Origin of the sequence: Poseidonocella sedimentorum (assembly GCF_900116005.1) — a bacterium.
Classification (GTDB): Bacteria; Pseudomonadota; Alphaproteobacteria; order Rhodobacterales; family Rhodobacteraceae; genus Poseidonocella; species Poseidonocella sedimentorum.
Map to the genome: position 1 here is coordinate 84,986 of NZ_FOYI01000009.1, position 18,354 is coordinate 103,339.

An 18,354-nucleotide genomic window follows, 5' to 3' on the forward strand; every position below is an offset into this window, starting at 1 on the left:
CTTACTCGGCGGCCTTCATCTTGAAACCCTGTTCAAGCATGTCGACCGGCGTGATCGGGTAGTCGCCCGTGAACACCGCGTCGTAATAGGCCGGGGCCTTGGGATCGCGCCCCTCGGGGATGCCGAGCGCGCGGTAGAGCCCGTCGATGGAGATGAACTTCAGCGAATGCACGCCGAGGTAATCGCGCATCTCGTCCTCGGACATCCGCGCCGCCAGAAGATCCTCCCGCCGTGGCAGGTCCACGCCGAAGAAACAGGGCCAGAGCGTCGGCGGGCTGGCGATGCGGTAATGAACTTCCGCCGCGCCGGCCTCCAGGATCATGTCCTTGAGCTTGCGCGAGGTGGTGCCGCGGACGATGGAATCATCCACGAGGATGATCTTCTTGCCCTGCACCAGTGCACGGTTGACGTTGAGCTTGAGCCGCACGCCCATGTTGCGGATCTGCTCGGTGGGCTCGATGAAGGTCCGGCCCATGTACTGGTTGCGGACGATGCCCATCTCGAAGGGGATGCCCGATTGCTGGCTGTAGCCGATGGCGCCCGGGGTGCCGCCGTCCGGCACGGGGCAGACCATGTCCGCTTCCACCGGCGCTTCGCGCGCCAGTTCCCGGCCGATCTCGCGGCGCACCTCGTAGACGGATTTGCCGCCGAGCACGGAATCGGGGCGGCTGAAATAGACGTATTCGAAGATACAGGGCTGGGGCCGGACCGGCTCGAAGGGGCGATAGGACGACACCTCGCCGTCATCGGAGATGACCACCATCTCGCCGGGCTCGATTTCGCGCATGAACTCGGCGCCGATGATGTCAAGCGCGCAGGTCTCGGAGGCGAGCACATAGCCCCCCTCGAGCCGGCCCAGCATCAACGGCCGGATGCCCAGCGGATCGCGCACGCCGATGAGCTTGGAGCGGGTCATCGCGACGATGGAGAACGCGCCCTCGACCTGGCGCAGCGCCTCTTTCATCCGGTCCGGGATTGTCCGGCCCATGGAACGGGCCATCAGATGGATGATGCATTCGGTGTCTGACGAGCTCTGGAAGATCGCGCCGCGCTGGATCAGATCGCGCCGGAGCATGTTGGCGTTGGTGATGTTGCCGTTGTGGGCAATCGCGGCGCCGCCCATGGAAAACTCGCCGAAGAAGGGCTGCACATCGCGGATCGCGGTCTGACCCTTGGAGCCGGCGGTGGAATAGCGCACATGTCCGATGGCAAGCGGGCCGGGCAGGGTTTCCATCAGCGATTGCTTGGTGAAATTGTCGCGCACATAGCCGAAGCGGCGGGCCGAGTTGAACCCGGCGATGGCATCATGGACCACGATCCCGCCCGCTTCCTGGCCGCGATGCTGGAGCGCGTGCAGGCCAAGCGCGACGAAATTCGCGGCGTCCTTCACCCCCGAGATGCCGAAGACGCCGCATTCATCGCGCACCGTGTCGGCGTCCATCTCGTCTCTGTAGAAGACGCCGCTTTCGCGCATGTCATCGTCGTCTGTTGGATTGGCGGGTGGCAACTTGTGCAGTTCGCTCATCGGCTATCCGAATCGTCCGTGGGGAAGTCTGCCCTTCACATAGAGGCTCCGCCGCGGGCTGTCACGAAACTTACATTAAGATTTGCGTGCATCGCGCAGCGGGCGTCCGTGCCCGGCGCGGGTTTGGGCAGAAGCGCCGCGAGTCAGGGCCCCGGGACACAAGGTCCGATTGTAATTATGCGCTGATTGTCATCGTGCGAGCCAGCCGCTAGGCTCCCCCTACGACCACTTCTCAGATGGGGGCACAGGTTTGTTCGTTATCTCTTCGGGCCGTTCGTTTTTCCGCAACCTTACGGTGGCCGCAGTGCTCGCCTCCTCGGCGCTGGTCCTGCCGGGTGCAGGGGCAGAGGCCCGCGGCCTTGCGGGGGCCTATCTCGCCGCGCGCAGTGCCGAGTTAGACGGGGATTTCGACCAGGCGGCGCGCTACTACGCGCGGGCCATGTCGGCCGATCCGGGCAATCCGGCGCTGATGCAGGGTGCGGTCGTGGCCTATTCGGCGCTCGGGAGGGATGAGCAGGCGCTCGCCATCGCGCGGCGCATGGAAGCGGCCGGAATCGAGAGCCAGATTTCCCATCTGGTGCAGCTTGCCGCCGACAGCGCGGCGGGCAAATGGGACGAGGTCGATGCGGCCATCACCGATGGCCACGGGGTCGGCCCGCTGGTCGACGGGCTGTTGCAGGGCTGGGCCCATCTCGGGGCCGGATCGATGGACGCGGCGCTGCGCAGCTTCGACGGGGTCATCGCAGAGCGCGGGATGGAGGGGTTCGGCCTCTATCACAAGGCGCTCGCGCTGGCCTCGGTGGGAGATTACGAGGGCGCCGAGGCGGTGTTTTTCGGCGTCGACACGAGCGGGATCCGCAAGACCCGCCGGGGCGTTGTCGGCTGCGTTCAGGTGCTGAGCCAGCTGGGGCGCTTCGACGACGCGCTGGAAATGATCGTGACGACCTTCCCCGGCCAGCTTGACGAAGAGCTTCAACAGATCGTCGATCGGCTCGCCGCCGGCGAGGCCATCCCGTTCTCGCTGGTGCAAAACCCGCGCCAAGGGGCGGGAGAGGTGTTCTACTCCGTCGCCGCCGCGCTCGAAGGCGAGGCCAGCAGCGTCTACACCCTGCTCTATGCGCGCGCCGCCGAGGTGCTGAACCCGGCGCATACCGATGCCATCTTGCTGATGGCCGACATTTTCGAGGAGCTCGGCCGTCTCGATCTGACCGTCGCCGAATTCCGCAAGATCCCGAATGACAGCTCTGTCTACGTGGCCGCCGAGCTTGGCCGCGCCGATGCGCTGCGCCGCGATGGGCGCAGGGATGCGGCGATCGAGGTGCTGGAGCGGCTCGCCGCCGATGATCCGTCGCAGGCGCAGGCGCATGTGGGGCTGGGCGACATTCACCGGCAGGCCGAGGATTTTGCCGCCGCAGTTTCGGCCTATGATCGCGCGCTCGCGGCCATGCCCGAGGCGGGCTCGGAGGCGTGGTTCATCTATTATGCGCGCGGAATCGCCCATGAGCGGCTCGATCAATGGGACGCGGCCGAAGCCGATTTCCGCACCGCGCTTGAGCTCAACCCCGATCATCCGCAGGTGCTCAATTATCTCGGCTACTCGCTGGTCGAGAAGGGGCTGAACCTTTCCGAGGCGATGGAGATGATCGCAACCGCCGTCGCCGCGCGGCCCGACAACGGCTATATCGTCGACAGTCTTGGCTGGGGGCTCTACCGGCTGGGCCGTTATGACGAGGCCGTGGGTCACATGGAGCGCGCGGCGGAGCTGATGCCGGTCGATCCGATCGTCAACGACCATCTGGGCGATGTCTACTGGGCGGTGGGCCGTAAGATGGAAGCGCGATTCCAGTGGATGCGCGCGCTCTCCTTCGATCCTGAAGAGGCGGAAGCCGAGCGGATCCGGCGCAAGCTCGAGGTGGGGCTTGACCGGGTACTGGCCGAGGAAGGCGCGGCGCCGCTGGTCGATCTGGCCGATGGCCGCCAATGACCCGGCCCGTTTGCGGGAGGCTGGTGGCCTCCGCGCAAAGTATTGTTTAGCGTTAAGCGAGTTGCGGTGGGCTGCGTCGGTATCGGGTGAGCTATGCGTTCTGCGCGCTGACGCTATGCGCCGCCAAGCATTTCCCGCAGCAAAACCGCGTGTTATTTGGCTTGTTAACCTTCTGGGCGGTGCGCGATCGTGCACCGGACAGGATGCCCCGGCGCGGGGAGCGCCGGTTGTTGAGCATTGAACGACTGCCATTGAACGACTGCCGGAGTTCCGGCGACGGAGGGAGAGACTACATGACAGACTTGCCCGAGGACATCGATCCGGTAGAAAGCCAGGAATGGCAGGATGCGATCGAGGATGTCATCCTGCGCGATGGTGCCAACCGCGCGCATTACCTGCTGGATCGGGCGGTACAGCAGGCCCGCGCCGCGGGGGCCCAGCTGCCGTTCTCGGCGACGACGCCATACATCAACACCATCTCGCCGGATGACGAGCTGGAGTATCCCGGCGATTACGACATGGAAGGCCGCATCCGCGCGATCACGCGCTGGAACGCCATGGCCACGGTCGTACGCCGCAACAAGGTCAGCAGCGAATACGGCGGGCATATCGCGAGCTTCGCCTCCGCGGCCAGCCTCTATGACGTGGGGCTGAACCACTTCTGGCGCTCGCGCTCGGCGATGCACGGCGGCGATCTTGTGTTCTTCCAGGGCCATGTGGTGCCCGGCATCTACGCCCGCTCCTTCATGGAGGGCCGGATCAGCGAGGCCCAGCTGGAGGCTTTCCGCTCCGAGGTCGATGGCGGGGGGCTTTCGTCTTACCCGCACCCGTGGCTCATGCCCGACTACTGGCAGTTCCCCACGGTTTCGATGGGGCTGGGGCCGCTGATGGCGATCTATCAGGCGCGGTTCATGAAATACCTGCACAACCGCGGCCACATCGACATGGGCGACCGCAAGATCTGGTGTTTCCTCGGCGACGGCGAGATGGACGAGCCCGAAAGCCGCGGCGCGATCACGCTGGCCGCGCGCGAGAAGCTCGACAACCTGATCTTCGTGATCAACTGCAACCTGCAACGGCTCGACGGCCCGGTGCGCGGCAACGGCAAGATCGTCCAGGAACTCGAGGGCGATTTCCGCGGCTCGGGCTGGGATGTGATCAAGCTGCTCTGGGGCCGCGGCTGGGATGACCTTCTGGAGCGCGACACCTCGGGCATGCTGCGCAAGCTCATGGAAGAGACGGTCGACGGCGACTACCAGACCTTCCGCTCCAAGGACGGCGCCTATATCCGCAAGAACTTCTTCGGCAAGTACCCCGAGACGGCCGCGCTGGTCGAGGACTGGTCGGACGATGAGATCTGGAACCTGCGCCGCGGCGGCCACGATACGCGCAAGGTCTACACTGCCTTCAAGCGCGCCGCCGACAACAAGGGCCAGCCGACCTGCCTGCTGATCAAGACGGTCAAGGGCTACGGCATGGGCACCGCCGGCGAGGGCCAGAACACCACCCACCAGCAAAAGAAGATGCAGCTCGACCAGCTGCGCGCGATGCGCGACCGGTTCCAGATCCCGGTCTCGGACGAGGACCTGCCCAAGGCGCCCTTCGTGTCGCTCAACAACGCGCAGAAGGCCTACCTCGCGGACCGGCGCAAGGCGCTCGGCGGCGAGTTCCCCAAACGCGACTGGAGAGGCGCGCCCAAGCTCGACGTGCCCGGCCTCGACAAGTTCAAGGCCCAGCTTGAGAGCACGGGCGAGCGCGAAATCTCCACCACGATGGCGTTCGTGCGGATCCTGACGACGCTTTTGCGCGACAAGCAGATTGGCAAGAACGTGGTGCCGATCGTGCCGGACGAGAGCCGGACGTTCGGCATGGAAGGGCTGTTCCGGTCGGTGGGGATCTACAACCCGCTGGGCCAGAACTACACGCCCGAAGATGCCGACCAGATGATGTATTACAAGGAGTCCGAGACCGGCCAGGTGCTTCAGGAAGGCATCAACGAGGCCGGCGCCATGGCCGACTGGATCGCGGCGGCGACCAGCTATTCGACCCACGGCGTGCCGATGATCCCGTTCTACATCTACTACTCGATGTTCGGCTTCCAGCGGATCGGCGATCTGGCATGGGCGGCGGGCGACAGCCGGGCGCGGGGCTTCATGCTCGGCGGCACGGCGGGGCGCACCACACTCAACGGCGAGGGGCTTCAGCACGAGGACGGCCATTCGCACATCCTCTCGGGCACCATCCCGAACTGCATCAGCTACGATCCGACCTTCTCTTACGAAGTGGCCGTCATCGTCCAGCACGGGCTCCAGCGCATGTTCGTCGATCAGGAGGACGTGTTCTTCTACCTTACCCTGATGAACGAGAATTATCGCCACCCCGAGATGCCGATGGGCGCCGAGGAGGGGATCATCAAGGGCATGTACCGGCTTCGCAAAACCGCGCGGCCCGGCAAGAAACACGTCAACCTGCTCGGCTCGGGCACGATCCTCGTGCAGGCGATCATGGCGGCGGACATGCTCAAGGCCGATTTCGGCGTCACTTCGGACATCTGGTCCTGTACGTCCTTCAACGAGCTGGCCCGCGATTGTCAGGACACGGCGCGCTGGAATCGGCTCAACCCGCTCGCGGAGCCCAGGGTCTCCTTCGTGCGCCAGCAGCTGACCGGCTCCAAGGGCCCGTTCATCGCGGCGACCGACTACATGAAGAACTTCGCCGACCAGATCCGGCGCTGCGTTCCGGGCGAGTACACCGTGCTCGGCACCGACGGGTTCGGGCGCTCGGACAGCCGGGTCAACCTGCGCCGGTTCTTCGAAGTGGATGCCAACCACATCGCCGCGGCGGCGATGGTGGATCTGTATCGAGCGGGGGCGGTGACTGAGAAAGACCTCAAGTCGGCCCTCAAGAAATATGACATCGACGGCGAAAAGCCCAACCCGCGCCTCGTGTGAGCGGCTGAGTTCAGGGAGAGAAAGAGACATGGCAAGCGAAGTCAAAGTTCCCGATATCGGCGATTTCACCGATGTACCGGTGGTGACCGTGTTGGTCAGCGTGGGCGACGAGATCGCCGAGGAAGACCCGCTGATCGAGATCGAAAGCGACAAGGCGACGATGGAAGTGCCGAGCCCGGCGGCGGGCAAGGTGGTCGACATCATGGTGGGCGAGGGCGACAAGGTCTCGCAGGGCACCGTGATCCTCATGGTCGAGCCCGCAGCGGCGGCCGCCAGCTCCGAGCCGAGCGCGTCGCCCAAAGCGGCCCCGGCCGAAGCGCCGAAACCGGCCGAGGCGCCCAAAGCGGCGCCCGCGCCGGCCCCCGCGGTCACCGATGCGGGCTTCGGCAAGGTCCACGCTTCGCCCTCGGTGCGCGCATTCGCGCGACAGGTGGATGTGGATCTCACGAAGGTGAACGGCACCGGGCGCAAGGGGCGCATCCTGCGCGAGGATGTGACCGCGGCGCTCAAATCCGCGTCCCCCGCGAGCGGCGCTGCGGCGGCGCAGGGCGGTATGGGCATCCCGCCGATCCCGGCGGTGGATTTCTCCAAGTTCGGCGAGATCGAAGATGTGGAGATGAGCCGGATCAAGCGGATCTCCGGTCCCGCGCTGCACCGGTACTGGCTCAATATCCCGCATGTCACCCACAACGAAGAGGCCGACATCACCGAGCTCGACAAGTATCGCAAGGAGCTCGACACGATGGCAAAGGATGAGGGCTATCGCGTGACGCTCCTGTCCTTCATCATCAAGGCGAGCGTCTCGGCGCTCAAGCAGCACTGGGAGGTCAACTCCTCGATCCACCCCGACGGCGACAAGCTCATCAAGAAGAGCTACTACAACATCGGTTTTGCCGCCGATACGCCGAACGGCCTCGTGGTTCCGGTGATCAAGGACGCGGACCGCAAGGGGATCGTCGAGGTCTCGAAGGAGCTGGGCGATCTGTCGGCCAAGGCGCGGGCGGGCGAGCTCAAGAGCGCGGACATGCAGGGCGCGAGCTTCACCATCTCCTCGCTCGGCGGCATCGGCGGGACCTCGTTCACGCCGATCGTCAACGCGCCGGAAGTGGCGATTCTCGGGCTTACACGCTCGAAGATGGCGCCGGTCTGGAACGGTGAGGACTTCGTGCCGCGCAACATGCTGCCGATGTCGCTCTCCTATGACCACCGCGCGATCGACGGGGCGCTGGCCGCGCGGTTCTGTGCGACGCTCAAACACCTGCTCGGCGATGTGCGCCGGCTGATGCTCTGAGGGGGTGCGTGTGATGGAGATCAAGGTACCCGATATCGGCGATTTCAGCGATGTGCCGGTTGTGAGCGTTCTTGTCGCGGTCGGCGACGAGGTGGCGGCGGAAGACCCGCTCATCGAAATCGAGAGCGACAAGGCGACCATGGAAGTGCCGAGCCCGGCGGCGGGCAAGGTCACGGAAATCCGCGTCTCCGAGGGCGACAAGGTCTCGCAAGGCACGGTGATCATGGTGTTCGAAGCGGCGGAGGGGGCCTCCTCGGGGGGCAGCGAGCCCCCGTCGGAGGCGTCGCAGCCCAAGGCTGCTCCAGCGCCCGTGGCGGCGACGGGCTCTGCTTCGGGCAAGGGCGATGTGCACGCGGAGGTGGTCGTGCTGGGTTCTGGTCCGGGCGGCTACACGGCGGCGTTTCGCGCGGCGGATCTCGGCAAGCAGGTGGTCATGATCGAGCGCTACCCGGTGCTCGGCGGGGTCTGTCTCAATGTCGGCTGCATTCCCTCCAAGGCGCTGTTGCATGTTGCCAAGGTCATTTCCGAGGCCGAGGAGATGGGCGCGCATGGGGTCAGTTTCGGCAAGCCCGAGATCGATATTGATGCGCTGCGCGGGTTCAAGGACGGGGTCGTGAGCCAGCTGACCGGCGGGTTGCAGGGGCTGTCCAAGGCGCGCAAGGTCAAGGTCGTTCAGGGGTACGGGCGGTTTTCCGGGCCAAACATGATAGAGGTCACCGGCGATGAGGGGATGACGACGGTGTCGTTTGACCAGTGCATCATCGCGGCCGGGTCCGAGCCGGTGGCGCTGCCGTTCATTCCGCATGATGATCCGCGGGTGATTGACAGTACCGGGGCGCTTGAGCTTGCCGATGTGCCGGGCAAGCTTCTGGTGCTGGGTGGCGGGATCATCGGGCTGGAGATGGCGACGGTCTATGACGCGCTTGGGTCCGAGGTCACGGTGGTCGAGCTGATGGATCAGATCATCCCCGGGGCGGACAAGGATATCGTCAAGCCGCTGATGGCGCGGATCCAGAAGCGCTACAAGGACATCCTGCTCAAGACCAAGGTCATCGAGGTGAAGGCTCAGAAGAACGGGCTGAAGGTCACCTTCGAGGATGACAAGGGTGAAACCTCGAGTGCGGTCTACGACAAGGTTCTGGTTGCGGTCGGGCGGCGGCCCAATGGCAAACTCATTGAGGCCGAGAAGGCCGGTGTGGCCGTGGATGAGCGCGGGTTCATCGCGGTGGATCATCAGCAGCGGACGGGCGTTTCGCATATCTTCGCCATCGGCGACGTGGTCGGGCAGCCGATGCTGGCGCACAAGGCGGTGCATGAGGGCAAGGTTGCGGCAGAAGTTGCGGCGGGTGAGAAGCGGGCGTTTGACGCCAAGGTTATCCCGTCGGTGGCCTATACCGATCCCGAGGTGGCCTGGGTTGGATTGACGGAGACCGAGGCCAAGGCCAAGGGCGTGGCCTATGAGAAGGGGGTCTTCCCCTGGGCCGCGTCGGGCCGATCCCTGTCGAACGGGCGCAGCGAGGGGTTGACCAAACTGTTGTTTGATCCCGAGGACGATCGGGTGATCGGGGCGGCGATTGTCGGGACCAATGCGGGTGATCTGATTTCCGAGGTTGCGCTCGCCATCGAGATGGGGGCGGATGCGATCGATCTCGGGCACACCATTCACCCGCACCCGACGCTGTCGGAGACGGTGAATTTCGCGGCGGAGATGTTTGAGGGGACGATCACGGACCTCATGCCGCCCAAGAAGCGGAAACGGTAGCGGGGGCGCTGCCCCCGGCCGCTTCTGGCGGCCTCCCCCGGAGTATTTTGCAAGAGAAGAAGAGGGCGGGCGGTTGTTTCCGGAGCGGGCCGGCTTGGAGATTCTGGTCTGGGACTGTGGGTTTTGCACCGGTGTCGTATTGTGCCTGCTATAAGGGGGGGTAAGCTCTGGTTTTGAGATGAATGGAGATCTGTCATGCCCCTGCCTTTGAGCCGCCGAACCTTTCTTGCCACCACAGCCGGGATGATCGCCATGCATCCCTTCGCGGTCCGGGCCAGTGGGCAGCAGGCCCATTTGCGGCTGATGGAGACGACGGATCTCCATGTGCATGTGTTCCCCTATGATTACTATTCGGACCGGCCGGTGGATACGGTTGGCCTCTCGCGGACGGCCTCGATCATCGAGGGGGTTCGGGCGGAATCGGCCAATGCGCTGTTGCTCGACAACGGGGATTTCCTGCAGGGCAATCCGATGGGCGATTACATCGCCTATGAGCGGGGCATGAAGGAGGGCGACATGCATCCCGTCATCGCGGCGATGAATGCGCTTGGGTTCGATGCCTCGACCCTTGGAAACCATGAGTTCAACTATGGGCTCGATTTCCTGATGAAGTCGGTGGCGGGCGCCGGGTTCCCTGTGGTCTGCGCGAATGTGGCGACCGAGCTGGGCGCGGGGGTGCGTGAGGACAAGACGCTTTTGCCGCCCTATGTCATTCTCGATCGGGAGATCACGCTGGGCGATGGGAGTACGGCGCCGATCCGGATCGGGCTTATCGGGTTCGTTCCGCCGCAGATCATGAACTGGGACCGCAAGCATCTTGAGGGCAATGTCGGCGTGCGCGACATCGTGGCGGCCGCGCGGGCCTATGTGCCGCAGATGAAGGAGCAGGGGGCGGATATCATCGTCGCGCTCAGCCATTCCGGGATCGGCGCGGTCGGCGAGGAAGAGGGCATGGAGAACGCCGCCGTGCCGCTGGCGGCGGTGGACGGGATCGACGCGATCCTGACCGGGCACAGCCATTTGGTCTTCCCCTCCTCGACCTATGACGGATGGGAGGGTGTCAATCCGGCGGCGGGGACGATTGGTGGCAAGCCCGGGGTCATGGGCGGCTTCTGGGGGAGCCATATGGGGCTGGTGGACCTGCTTCTGGAGCGTGACGGGAGCGGCTGGCGCGTGGTGAGCCACACGGCCGAGGCGCGGCCCATCTCGCGGCGCGAAGAGGACCGTTCGATCACGCCGCTGGTGGAGGATTTTACGCCGGTTCTGGCCGCGGCGCAGACCGAGCATGACGAGACGCTGGCCTATGTGCGCCGGGCGGTGGGCAAGACTGATGCGCCGTTGCATTCCTATTTTGCGCTGGTGGCGGATGATCCGTCGGTTCAGATCGTCTCGAATGCGCAGCGGTGGTACATTGAGCAGATGATGGCGGGCACGGAGTACGAGGCCCTGCCGATCCTCTCGGCGGCGGCGCCGTTCAAGGCGGGCGGCCGGGGCGGGCCGGAGTATTACACGGATGTGCCGGTGGGCGATGTTGCGATCAAGAACGTGGCCGATCTCTATCTCTATCCCAACACGGTGCGCGCGGTGAAGGTCACGGGCGCGCAGGTGAAGGACTGGCTGGAGCGGTCGGCGGGCATGTTCAATCAGGTCGAACCGGGGGCGCAGGATGCGCTGCTGCTGAACCCGGAATTTCCGTCCTACAATTTCGATGTGATCGACGGGGTGCGCTACCGGATCGACCTGAGCCAGCCGTCGAAGTTCGACCGGGAGGGCAACGTGGTGAACGACGGGGCGACCCGGATCGTGGATCTGACCTTCGAGGGTGCGCCGATCAATCCGGAGCAGGAATTTGTCTTGGCGACCAACAACTACCGTGCGAGCGGTGGCGGGAGCTTCCCCGGGGCGGACGGCTCGACCACGATCTTCGAGGCGCCGGACACCAACCGCGACGTGATCGTGCGCTACATCGTGGAGCAAGGGACCATCTCGCCCGCGGCGGATGCCAACTGGTCCTTTGCGCCGATGGACGGGACGAGCGTGCTGTTCGAGACCGGGCCCGCGGGGGCGCAATATGCGGAAACGCTTGAGGGGATGGAGGTCACGGCGGCAGGCATGAGCGACAGCGGCTTCGCGCTCTTCCGGATCGCACTCTGAGCGCGCGGTCTCCGCGTGGGGCAGCAGGACCCGGGTGGCGCGCGATTGCGCCCCCGGATTCAGCATTTCATCGGATAGTACTGTTGCCGAGGCGCGCCTGTTTGCCGGGGGCGCCGCACCCCCCGGTCTGACCTCATCGCGACTGGCGCGCGCCCTGCGTGCGACGGGATGGTGCCGCGGGCAACCTTTTCCCAAGCCAGCTATACTTGCGAAATGCGATCCAGCGGGCGGTTCGCCAGAGTTTGCGTCGGCGTACCGGATCGACGCTACAAAAATCTTCGACCCGAACAAGATCTTCCAGATCGATCCTTGGTGCGTTTTCGTCGCGCGGCGGCGTGAAGGTAATGCCGAATGTTGCCTTGAGCCAGTCGAGGTCCGAACAGTCCGAATGAACGGCCGTGGCAATGCCGGGACGAAGAGCAGGGCGGGTGAAGCCCGGAGTGGAGTAGTCGGCCTCTTGGATCACACGCATGATTTTGCTCGGGGTCCCGTTCAAGATCCTCAAATCGCCTTCGTTGAGCGACTGCAGCAGGGACATCGCTTCGGGTGAAATGGACTCATTGGCGTCGGCGGGCAGGCGGATGAGATCGCTTGGGCCAATCTCCGGAAGGTGCCTTTGGCAGAAATCGGCGACGATATACCCCTCCACTAGGGATTGGCGCTCGAAGACATGCGCGCAAACCTTGACGCCATCTCGGCCCATGAAAGGCAAAAGCGATGGTTTGTAGGAGAGGCCATCAACCTTTTTGACACCGGGGCGAAATCTGACGTGTTGCTGGAGCGCTGCGCGGAAACGCGCGTCAGGCGCGCGCAGATAGGACACAACGGTGATGGTATCTGCGATGCTCGTCAGCGTTTCGACGATGTGATCAGCGGTTTCCGGTCGCCACGGACGTTGGAACAGCTCGGCGGAGAGGATGATCGTATGCGGCCAGGTGGCTTCGATCTGGTTGAGCAGGGTGTTCCAGGCGGCAAGCGAGGTGCGGAGTTGCTCTTCTTCTGTATCGCCCAGTTTGAAGATTGTGCGGAACGGGGCGGGTTTTCCCGGCGTCAACATGGGCACCAGCGTCTTGTGGCTGGGGAATATCCCGAGGTCCGGATAGAGAATCCCGGCCTTGGCGAACTGCGCACGAGAGGCCGCAAAGAATTTCTAAAGTGTGGTCGTGCCGGTTTTCGGCATCCCGATGTGAAACAGGAGCCGGCGCGCTTTCATGCCAACTGCCCCCAGAGGTCGTAGTCGCTCGCCTCGTCCACCTCGACGCGGACGATATCGCCCACGGCGAGGGCATCCGTGCCGTCGTCGATGAAGAGGTTGCCGTCGATTTCCGGGGCATCCGCCTTGGTGCGGCAGGTGGCGATGCCGTCCGCGTCGATTTCGTCGACGATCACGTCCATGCGCTGGCCCACCTTGGCGGCGAGTTTGGCCTCGCTGATCGCCTGCGCCTTTTCCATGAAGCGCTCCCAGCGGTCCTGCTTGACCTCTTCGGCCACGTGATCGGGCAGGGCGTTGCTCCGGGCGCCGGCGACGTTTTCGTATTTGAAACACCCAACGCGGTCGAGCTGGGCCTCGTCGAGCCAATCGAGAAGGGTCTGGAATTCGGCCTCGGTCTCGCCCGGGTAGCCGACGATAAAGGTCGAGCGCAGGGTGATGTCGGGGCAGGCAGCGCGCCAGGCGGCAATCTCGTCCAGCGTCCTTGATCCGGCGGCGGGGCGGGCCATGCGCCGAAGCGTGTCGGGGTGGGCGTGCTGGAAGGGAATGTCGAGATAGGGCAGCACGCGCCCTTCGGCCATGAGCGGGATCAACTCGCGCACATGGGGGTAGGGGTAGACGTAGTGCATCCGGACCCAGGCGCCCAGACTGCCCAGATCTCGGGCCAGATCGAGGATCGGGAACTTGGCCTCGCGGTCCTTCCAATCGGTGCCGTAGGCGGAGGTGTCCTGACTGATGACCAGCAGCTCGCGCACGCCGTTTTCCACCAGTTTTTCCGCCTCGCGCAGCACCGCGCGCGCGGGTCGGGAGGCGAGTTTGCCGCGCATGTCTGGGATGATGCAGAACTTGCACTTGTGGTTGCAACCTTCTGAAATCTTTAGATAACTGAAGTGTCTCGGGGTGAGCTTGACGCCGGCTGAGGGCAGCAGGTCGATGAAGGGATCGGGGTCGGGCGGCACCGCGCCGTGGACGGCATCGAGCACTTGCTCGTATTGGTGCGGGCCGGTCACCGCGAGCACCTTGGGATGCGCGCCGGTGATGTACTCGGGCTCGGCGCCGAGACAGCCCGTCACGATCACCTTGCCGTTCTCGGTCAGCGCCTCGCCGATCGCGTCGAGGCTCTCGGCCTTGGCGCTGTCGAGGAAGCCGCAGGTGTTCACGATCACCGCATCGGCCCCGGAATAATCGGGCGAAATCCCGTAGCCCTCGGCGCGCAGCCGCGTCAGGATCCGTTCGCTGTCCACCAAGGCCTTGGGGCAGCCGAGCGAGACCATGCCGATGGTCGGCTGGCCGGCACGGGGGGCATCGCCGAGGCGCGCACGCGGGGCGAGGTCGGGGCGGAGGTTGGGCGGGTTCTGGCTCATGATCCCGGGGCTATAGCCCGGCTTGTGGCCCGTGTGAATGCACCTTCACGCGAGGGGCGCAGGAATTCGTGCAGGGCTGCGAGATTGGCGGCAGAGTGGCGCGGCGGCCCTGGGGCAGGGACCGCCGCGCAATGGGAGAGTGCACTAGTAGACGCCCGCGACGCCCTTGGGTTTCACCGAGCGCAGGACAATCACCGAGGCGCCGTGCACCGCTCTGTCATGCAGGTCGATGACGTCCTGATTGAGCATCCGGATGCAGCCCGACGAGACCGCGTGGCCGAGCTCCCGCGGAGAGGCGTCGCCGTGGATGCGGTAGAGCGTGTCGATGCCGTTCTGGAACAGGTAGAGCGCCCGCGCGCCCATCGGATTGCCGGGGCCGGGATCCATGCCGCCATGGGCGACGGAATGGGGCTCCAGCTCGGGTTTGCGCGCGATCATGCTCTCCGGCACGGTCCATCGCGGCCAGGCGCGGCGGAACTGGAGCCGGGCCGTGCCCTCCCAGTCGAACCCCGCGGCCCCGACACTGACACCGTAGCGCAGGGCGCGGTCGGGGCTGTCGATGAAGAACAGCAGGGCGCTGTCGGGGTCGACGATGATCGTGCCGTGGGGGTGATCGCCCCAAGGGTTGGCGACCCACTGGCGCCAGAGCGCGGGATCGAGCGCGCCGGGGGGCACGGCCGGGATCGGGTAGGGCTCATCGGTGATCGCGGCATAGAAGGCCGGGAGCGGCGGGTGTTGCGGGGGCGCGGCCGCCGCGCTGCGGGCGACGGGGGCGAGCTCGGGTGTCGTGCAGGCGGCAAGGCCCGCCACCGCCCCGAGGGCGGCGAATTTTCGGCGTGTCAGCATTGGATAGGTCCGGTTCTGGTGACGGAAAAGCGCGGGGCGCGGTTCGGTCAGGCCAGCCGGGGCGGTGCGGGGGGCGGCTCGTGTTGCAAGCTTCTGCCGGGCCATGGATCGCAGGTTGCGCGGAGCGCGGTCATCTCCGGCGGGCTCGGCGGGATCAGGCGCGCGCTCTCCGCGATATCTGGCCCACAGGGGGCGCCGGGGAGCGTGGCGGTGCGGCACTTGCGCTTGGCGGTCTGGAGCGTCGCTTGCGCGGCGGGTGTTGCCGCCGTGGCGCTTTCGGTCGCATGCGGCGCGGCGACCTCGGTCATATAGGCGCCCCAGGGCAGCAACAGGACCGCGAGCAGAACGACAAGGCCATACCGAAGGAGACGCATGGGCCCGCGATAGCACGCGCGGTTTGCCGTGACAATCTCCGGCCAGGGAAGCGCGCAAGGCGATCGGCGCGCCGCGCGCAAAAAGGGCCGCGCTCTGAATGAGGCGGCCCTTCGGGGTAGATCGCTGTGCTCCGCAGGGAGGCTTACTTGATCTTGCCTTCCTTGTACTCCACGTGCTTGCGGGCAACGGGGTCGTACTTACGGGCCACCATTTTTTCCGTCATCGTGCGAGCGTTCTTCTTGGTCACATAGAAATGGCCGGTGCCCGCGGTCGAATTCAGACGGATCTTGATTGTCGTCGGCTTCGCCATTGTTAGTCTCCTGATGCGGGCCCGGCCGGGGCCCGTCCACGAAAAATCCTGAAGCCCGCCTTCTAACGGCGCGGGCCCCCGTGTCAACCGGGATTCGCGCTTGAGGGGCGGGCGAGGCGCGTTTTATTCCGCAGCGTTGCGTTTGTCTTCGGTGGCGGTCTCGAAATCGGAGGCGTCGTGGCGCTCATGAAGCTGGGTTTCGGGCGCGCCGGACGTGCGGTTGACCATGCTGCCGCGCTGGAAGGCGGGGCGGGTGCGGAGCGCTTCGGCCCAACGCAGCAGGTTCTTGTAGGAGGTCACATCGAGGAACTCGCCCGCGTCATAGGCCTCGCCCAGGACCATGCGCCCGTACCACGGCCAGATCGCGATATCGGCGATGGTGAGCGCGCCGCCGGCCATGAACTCGCGTTCGGCGAGGTGGCGGTCCAGCACATCCATCTGGCGCTTGGCCTCCATGGCGAAACGATTGATCGGGTATTCCATCTTGGTGGGCGCATAGGCGTAGAAATGGCCGAAACCGCCGCCGAGATAGGGGGCGGAGCCCATCTGCCAGAAGAGCCAGTTCATGGTCTCGGTCCGGGCGTGGTGATCCTCGGGCAGGAAGGCGCCGAACTTGTTGGCGAGGTAGAGCAGGATCGAGCCGGATTCGAAGATATGCGTGATCGGGTCGGTGCTGTGATCGGCCATGGCCGGGATCTTGGAGTTGGGGTTGATCTCGACGAAGCCCGAGCCGAACTGATCGCCGTCGCCGATCCGGATGAGCCAGGCGTCGTACTCGGCGTCATGGCCCGCGGCGAGCAGCTCTTCGAGCATGACGGTGACCTTCACGCCGTTGGGTGTGCCGAGGGAATAGAGCTGCAGCGGGTGGCGGCCGACTGGCAGCGTCTTGTCATGGGTCGGACCGGCGATGGGGCGGTTGATGCTGGCGAACTCGCCGCCGTTCTTGTCATCCCATGTCCAGACTTTGGGCGGGGTCCATTCGGGTTGGTCACTCATGGTCGTCTCCTTGGGTCGATCTGCCGCATTCGGGCTTGGGTGGAGCCTGCGCCGAAGGCGGCGGGAAGGCAATGTGGCTTTTCGCAGATGCGCTGTGCGGGATGAAACATGGGATGTTGCGGCGGGCAATCCAGTGCTCTTGGCGCGGTTGTGAAGGTGGGGGCGCTGCCCCCGTCCGCCTTTGGCGGCCTCCCCCGGAGTATTTCCCGAAGAGAAGAAGTCAGGGGGATTTCAGGGTGGAAAGCCAGGCGAGGCTGTCTTCGGTATTTCCTGGCGGTTGGTATTCGGCGGCGGCGACGCCGGGGTAGCCGGTCTCGTCCAGGAAACGGGCGAGGTCCGCGATGTCCTTGGGGGCGCCGCGGTCGGGGAGGCCCGAGAACTGGATGTGGGCGGTTCGTTCGGCGAGATCGCGCAGGAGGGCGAGCGGGTCGTGGCCCATCCTTGCGGCGTGGTAGATGTCGAATTGCAGGGCGAGGTTGGGCCGGGCGGCGCGGTCGAGCAGGGCGCAGGCCTTGTCGAAGCTGTCGAGGGCGTAGCCGGGGTGATCCTGCGGGTTGAGGGGTTCGAGCGTGAGGAATTTGTCGGGGGCTTCTGCGGAGGCCCAGAGCAGGTTGGCCAGAAAGGTGTCGAGGGCGGCGGGATCGTCGCTGCGGCCGGCGAGCACGTGGATGAGCGGGGCGCCGAGGGCGCGGGCGTAGGTGAGGGCTTTGCGGAAGCCGGCGCGGAAGTCGTCTTCGGCGCCGGGGATTGCGCCGTTGCCGCGTCCGCCGCTGTCCCAGTCGGGTTCGGGCGTGTTGATGAGCTGAAGCGGCAGGCCCGCGCGGGTCAGGTCCTTGAGCACCGTTCGGGGCGGGCGATTGTAGGGGAAGAGGATTTCCACCGCGTCAAAGCCCGCGCGGGCGGCGGCGGCGGGGCGGTCCGCCTCGGGGTATTCGGTGAAGAGCAGGGTGAGATTGGCGCCGATCCGCATCTTGTTCAGACAGCCAGTTCGGCGGCGGGGCAGATCGGGAAGAACGCTCCGCCCGAGTGCAGACCGAACCAATCCGCGCCTTCGTGGGGCGCGGTCTCGCCGATATCCACCAGACGGTAGAAGCTCTTGCGGTCGATCAGCGCCTCCAGGCCCGCGCGGACGTGCACGTAAGGAGAGGGCTCGCCGGTCTGGGGATCGCGCGCCACGCGGATGGGGGCGTCCGGCCCGGCGGTGGTCTCGTCCCCGACGTTGGTTTGGAAGGTGAGCGTCTGCGCGCCGTCCGGGGCGGCCCCGATGGTGAAATCCACGGCGACGAAGGGGGCGTCCTCGACGGTGATTCCCACCTTCTCGACCGGGGTGACGAGGAAATAGTCATCGTCATCGCGGCGCAGGATGGTGGAAAAGAGGCGGACAAGTTCGGGCCGGCCGATGGGCGTTCCGAGGTAGAACCAAGTGCCGTCTCGGGCGATGCGGATGTCCAGATCCCCACAAAACGGGGGATTCCACAGGTGCACAGGCGGCAGGCCACGCGCCTTGGAGGCGGCGCGGGCGGCGGCGGCGATGCCCTCTGCGGAGGGGGTCACGGGGATTTGTGCACACATGCGTTTTGCCTTCG

Annotated in this window: 14 protein-coding genes; 5 read left to right on the forward strand and 9 right to left on the reverse strand. The window is 65.4% G+C overall.

Features of this window, described 5'->3' with window-relative positions; all coding sequences use genetic code 11:
- Position 1: 1 nt before the first annotated feature.
- Positions 2 to 1,474, reverse strand: coding sequence for an amidophosphoribosyltransferase (purF, locus tag BM353_RS12950; RefSeq protein WP_245759650.1), 1,473 nt, complete (start codon positions 1,472 to 1,474; stop codon positions 2 to 4).
- Between the two features lie 301 nt (positions 1,475 to 1,775).
- Here purF and BM353_RS12955 point away from each other — a divergent pair, with 301 nt between their 5' ends.
- The 5 genes from BM353_RS12955 (at position 1,776) to BM353_RS12975 (ending at position 11,667) form a co-directional block, all read left to right on the forward strand.
- Positions 1,776 to 3,509: a tetratricopeptide repeat protein gene (locus BM353_RS12955; RefSeq protein WP_245759647.1), complete on the forward strand. Its 1,734-nt coding sequence runs from the start codon at positions 1,776 to 1,778 to the stop codon at positions 3,507 to 3,509.
- Between the two features lie 293 nt (positions 3,510 to 3,802).
- A complete protein-coding gene (gene aceE, locus BM353_RS12960; RefSeq protein WP_092081546.1) occupies positions 3,803 to 6,460 on the forward strand; it encodes a pyruvate dehydrogenase (acetyl-transferring), homodimeric type in 2,658 nt (885 codons plus the stop codon).
- Between the two features lie 28 nt (positions 6,461 to 6,488).
- Positions 6,489 to 7,751, forward strand: a complete 1,263-nt coding sequence (gene aceF / locus BM353_RS12965) for a dihydrolipoyllysine-residue acetyltransferase (protein WP_245759648.1) — start codon at positions 6,489 to 6,491, stop codon at positions 7,749 to 7,751.
- Positions 7,752 to 7,764: 13 nt separating this feature from the next.
- Positions 7,765 to 9,513: a dihydrolipoyl dehydrogenase gene (gene lpdA, locus BM353_RS12970; protein ID WP_177220551.1), complete on the forward strand. Its 1,749-nt coding sequence runs from the start codon at positions 7,765 to 7,767 to the stop codon at positions 9,511 to 9,513.
- Positions 9,514 to 9,708: 195 nt separating this feature from the next.
- Positions 9,709 to 11,667: a bifunctional 2',3'-cyclic-nucleotide 2'-phosphodiesterase/3'-nucleotidase gene (locus BM353_RS12975; RefSeq protein ID WP_092081553.1), complete on the forward strand. Its 1,959-nt coding sequence runs from the start codon at positions 9,709 to 9,711 to the stop codon at positions 11,665 to 11,667.
- Between the two features lie 133 nt (positions 11,668 to 11,800).
- Here BM353_RS12975 and BM353_RS12980 read toward each other — a convergent pair whose 3' ends face one another.
- The 8 genes from BM353_RS12980 to BM353_RS13015 form a co-directional block, all read right to left on the reverse strand.
- Complete coding sequence (locus BM353_RS12980) at positions 11,801 to 12,724, reverse strand: hypothetical protein (RefSeq protein ID WP_092081555.1); 924 nt, start codon at positions 12,722 to 12,724, stop codon at positions 11,801 to 11,803.
- Positions 12,725 to 12,876: 152 nt separating this feature from the next.
- On the reverse strand, positions 12,877 to 14,241 hold the full coding sequence (rimO, locus tag BM353_RS12985) for a 30S ribosomal protein S12 methylthiotransferase RimO (RefSeq protein WP_092081556.1): 1,365 nt from the start codon (positions 14,239 to 14,241) through the stop codon (positions 12,877 to 12,879).
- Between the two features lie 144 nt (positions 14,242 to 14,385).
- On the reverse strand, positions 14,386 to 15,087 hold the full coding sequence (locus tag BM353_RS12990; RefSeq protein ID WP_092081558.1) for a L,D-transpeptidase: 702 nt from the start codon (positions 15,085 to 15,087) through the stop codon (positions 14,386 to 14,388).
- Positions 15,088 to 15,134: 47 nt separating this feature from the next.
- Positions 15,135 to 15,461 carry a hypothetical protein gene (locus tag BM353_RS12995; protein ID WP_092081560.1) on the reverse strand — a complete coding sequence of 109 codons (327 nt, stop codon included), beginning with the start codon at positions 15,459 to 15,461 and terminating at the stop codon, positions 15,135 to 15,137.
- 143 nt (positions 15,462 to 15,604) lie between these two features.
- Entirely contained in the window at positions 15,605 to 15,772 is a 168-nt protein-coding gene (gene rpmG, locus BM353_RS13000) for a 50S ribosomal protein L33 (protein WP_092081562.1), read from the reverse strand.
- A 123-nt stretch (positions 15,773 to 15,895) separates the two neighbouring features.
- On the reverse strand, positions 15,896 to 16,768 hold the full coding sequence (gene yghU / locus BM353_RS13005; RefSeq protein ID WP_092081564.1) for a glutathione-dependent disulfide-bond oxidoreductase: 873 nt from the start codon (positions 16,766 to 16,768) through the stop codon (positions 15,896 to 15,898).
- Positions 16,769 to 16,988: 220 nt separating this feature from the next.
- Positions 16,989 to 17,738: a hydroxypyruvate isomerase family protein gene (locus tag BM353_RS13010; protein WP_092081566.1), complete on the reverse strand. Its 750-nt coding sequence runs from the start codon at positions 17,736 to 17,738 to the stop codon at positions 16,989 to 16,991.
- 5 nt (positions 17,739 to 17,743) lie between these two features.
- Positions 17,744 to 18,340 carry a DUF1285 domain-containing protein gene (locus BM353_RS13015; RefSeq protein ID WP_092081568.1) on the reverse strand — a complete coding sequence of 199 codons (597 nt, stop codon included), beginning with the start codon at positions 18,338 to 18,340 and terminating at the stop codon, positions 17,744 to 17,746.
- Positions 18,341 to 18,354 lie beyond the last annotated feature (14 nt).

Excerpts from the sequence above, each read along its gene's own strand:
- purF (WP_245759650.1), bottom strand. The coding sequence starts at position 1,474 with ATGCGCGAAAGCGGCGTCTTCTACAGAGACGAGATGGACGCCGACACG.
- rimO (WP_092081556.1), bottom strand. The coding sequence starts at position 14,241 with ATGAGCCAGAACCCGCCCAACCTCCGCCCCGACCTCGCCCCGCGTGCG.
- lpdA (WP_177220551.1), top strand. The coding sequence starts at position 7,765 with ATGGAGATCAAGGTACCCGATATCGGCGATTTCAGCGATGTGCCGGTT.
- BM353_RS13010 (WP_092081566.1), bottom strand. The coding sequence starts at position 17,738 with ATGCGGATCGGCGCCAATCTCACCCTGCTCTTCACCGAATACCCCGAG.
- BM353_RS12975 (WP_092081553.1), top strand. The coding sequence starts at position 9,709 with ATGCCCCTGCCTTTGAGCCGCCGAACCTTTCTTGCCACCACAGCCGGG.
- BM353_RS12980 (WP_092081555.1), bottom strand. The coding sequence starts at position 12,724 with ATGTTGACGCCGGGAAAACCCGCCCCGTTCCGCACAATCTTCAAACTG.
- rpmG (WP_092081562.1), bottom strand. The coding sequence starts at position 15,772 with ATGGCGAAGCCGACGACAATCAAGATCCGTCTGAATTCGACCGCGGGC.
- yghU (WP_092081564.1), bottom strand. The coding sequence starts at position 16,768 with ATGAGTGACCAACCCGAATGGACCCCGCCCAAAGTCTGGACATGGGAT.
- BM353_RS13015 (WP_092081568.1), bottom strand. The coding sequence starts at position 18,340 with ATGTGTGCACAAATCCCCGTGACCCCCTCCGCAGAGGGCATCGCCGCC.
- BM353_RS12990 (WP_092081558.1), bottom strand. The coding sequence starts at position 15,087 with ATGCTGACACGCCGAAAATTCGCCGCCCTCGGGGCGGTGGCGGGCCTT.
- BM353_RS12995 (WP_092081560.1), bottom strand. The coding sequence starts at position 15,461 with ATGCGTCTCCTTCGGTATGGCCTTGTCGTTCTGCTCGCGGTCCTGTTG.
- aceE (WP_092081546.1), top strand. The coding sequence starts at position 3,803 with ATGACAGACTTGCCCGAGGACATCGATCCGGTAGAAAGCCAGGAATGG.
- aceF (WP_245759648.1), top strand. The coding sequence starts at position 6,489 with ATGGCAAGCGAAGTCAAAGTTCCCGATATCGGCGATTTCACCGATGTA.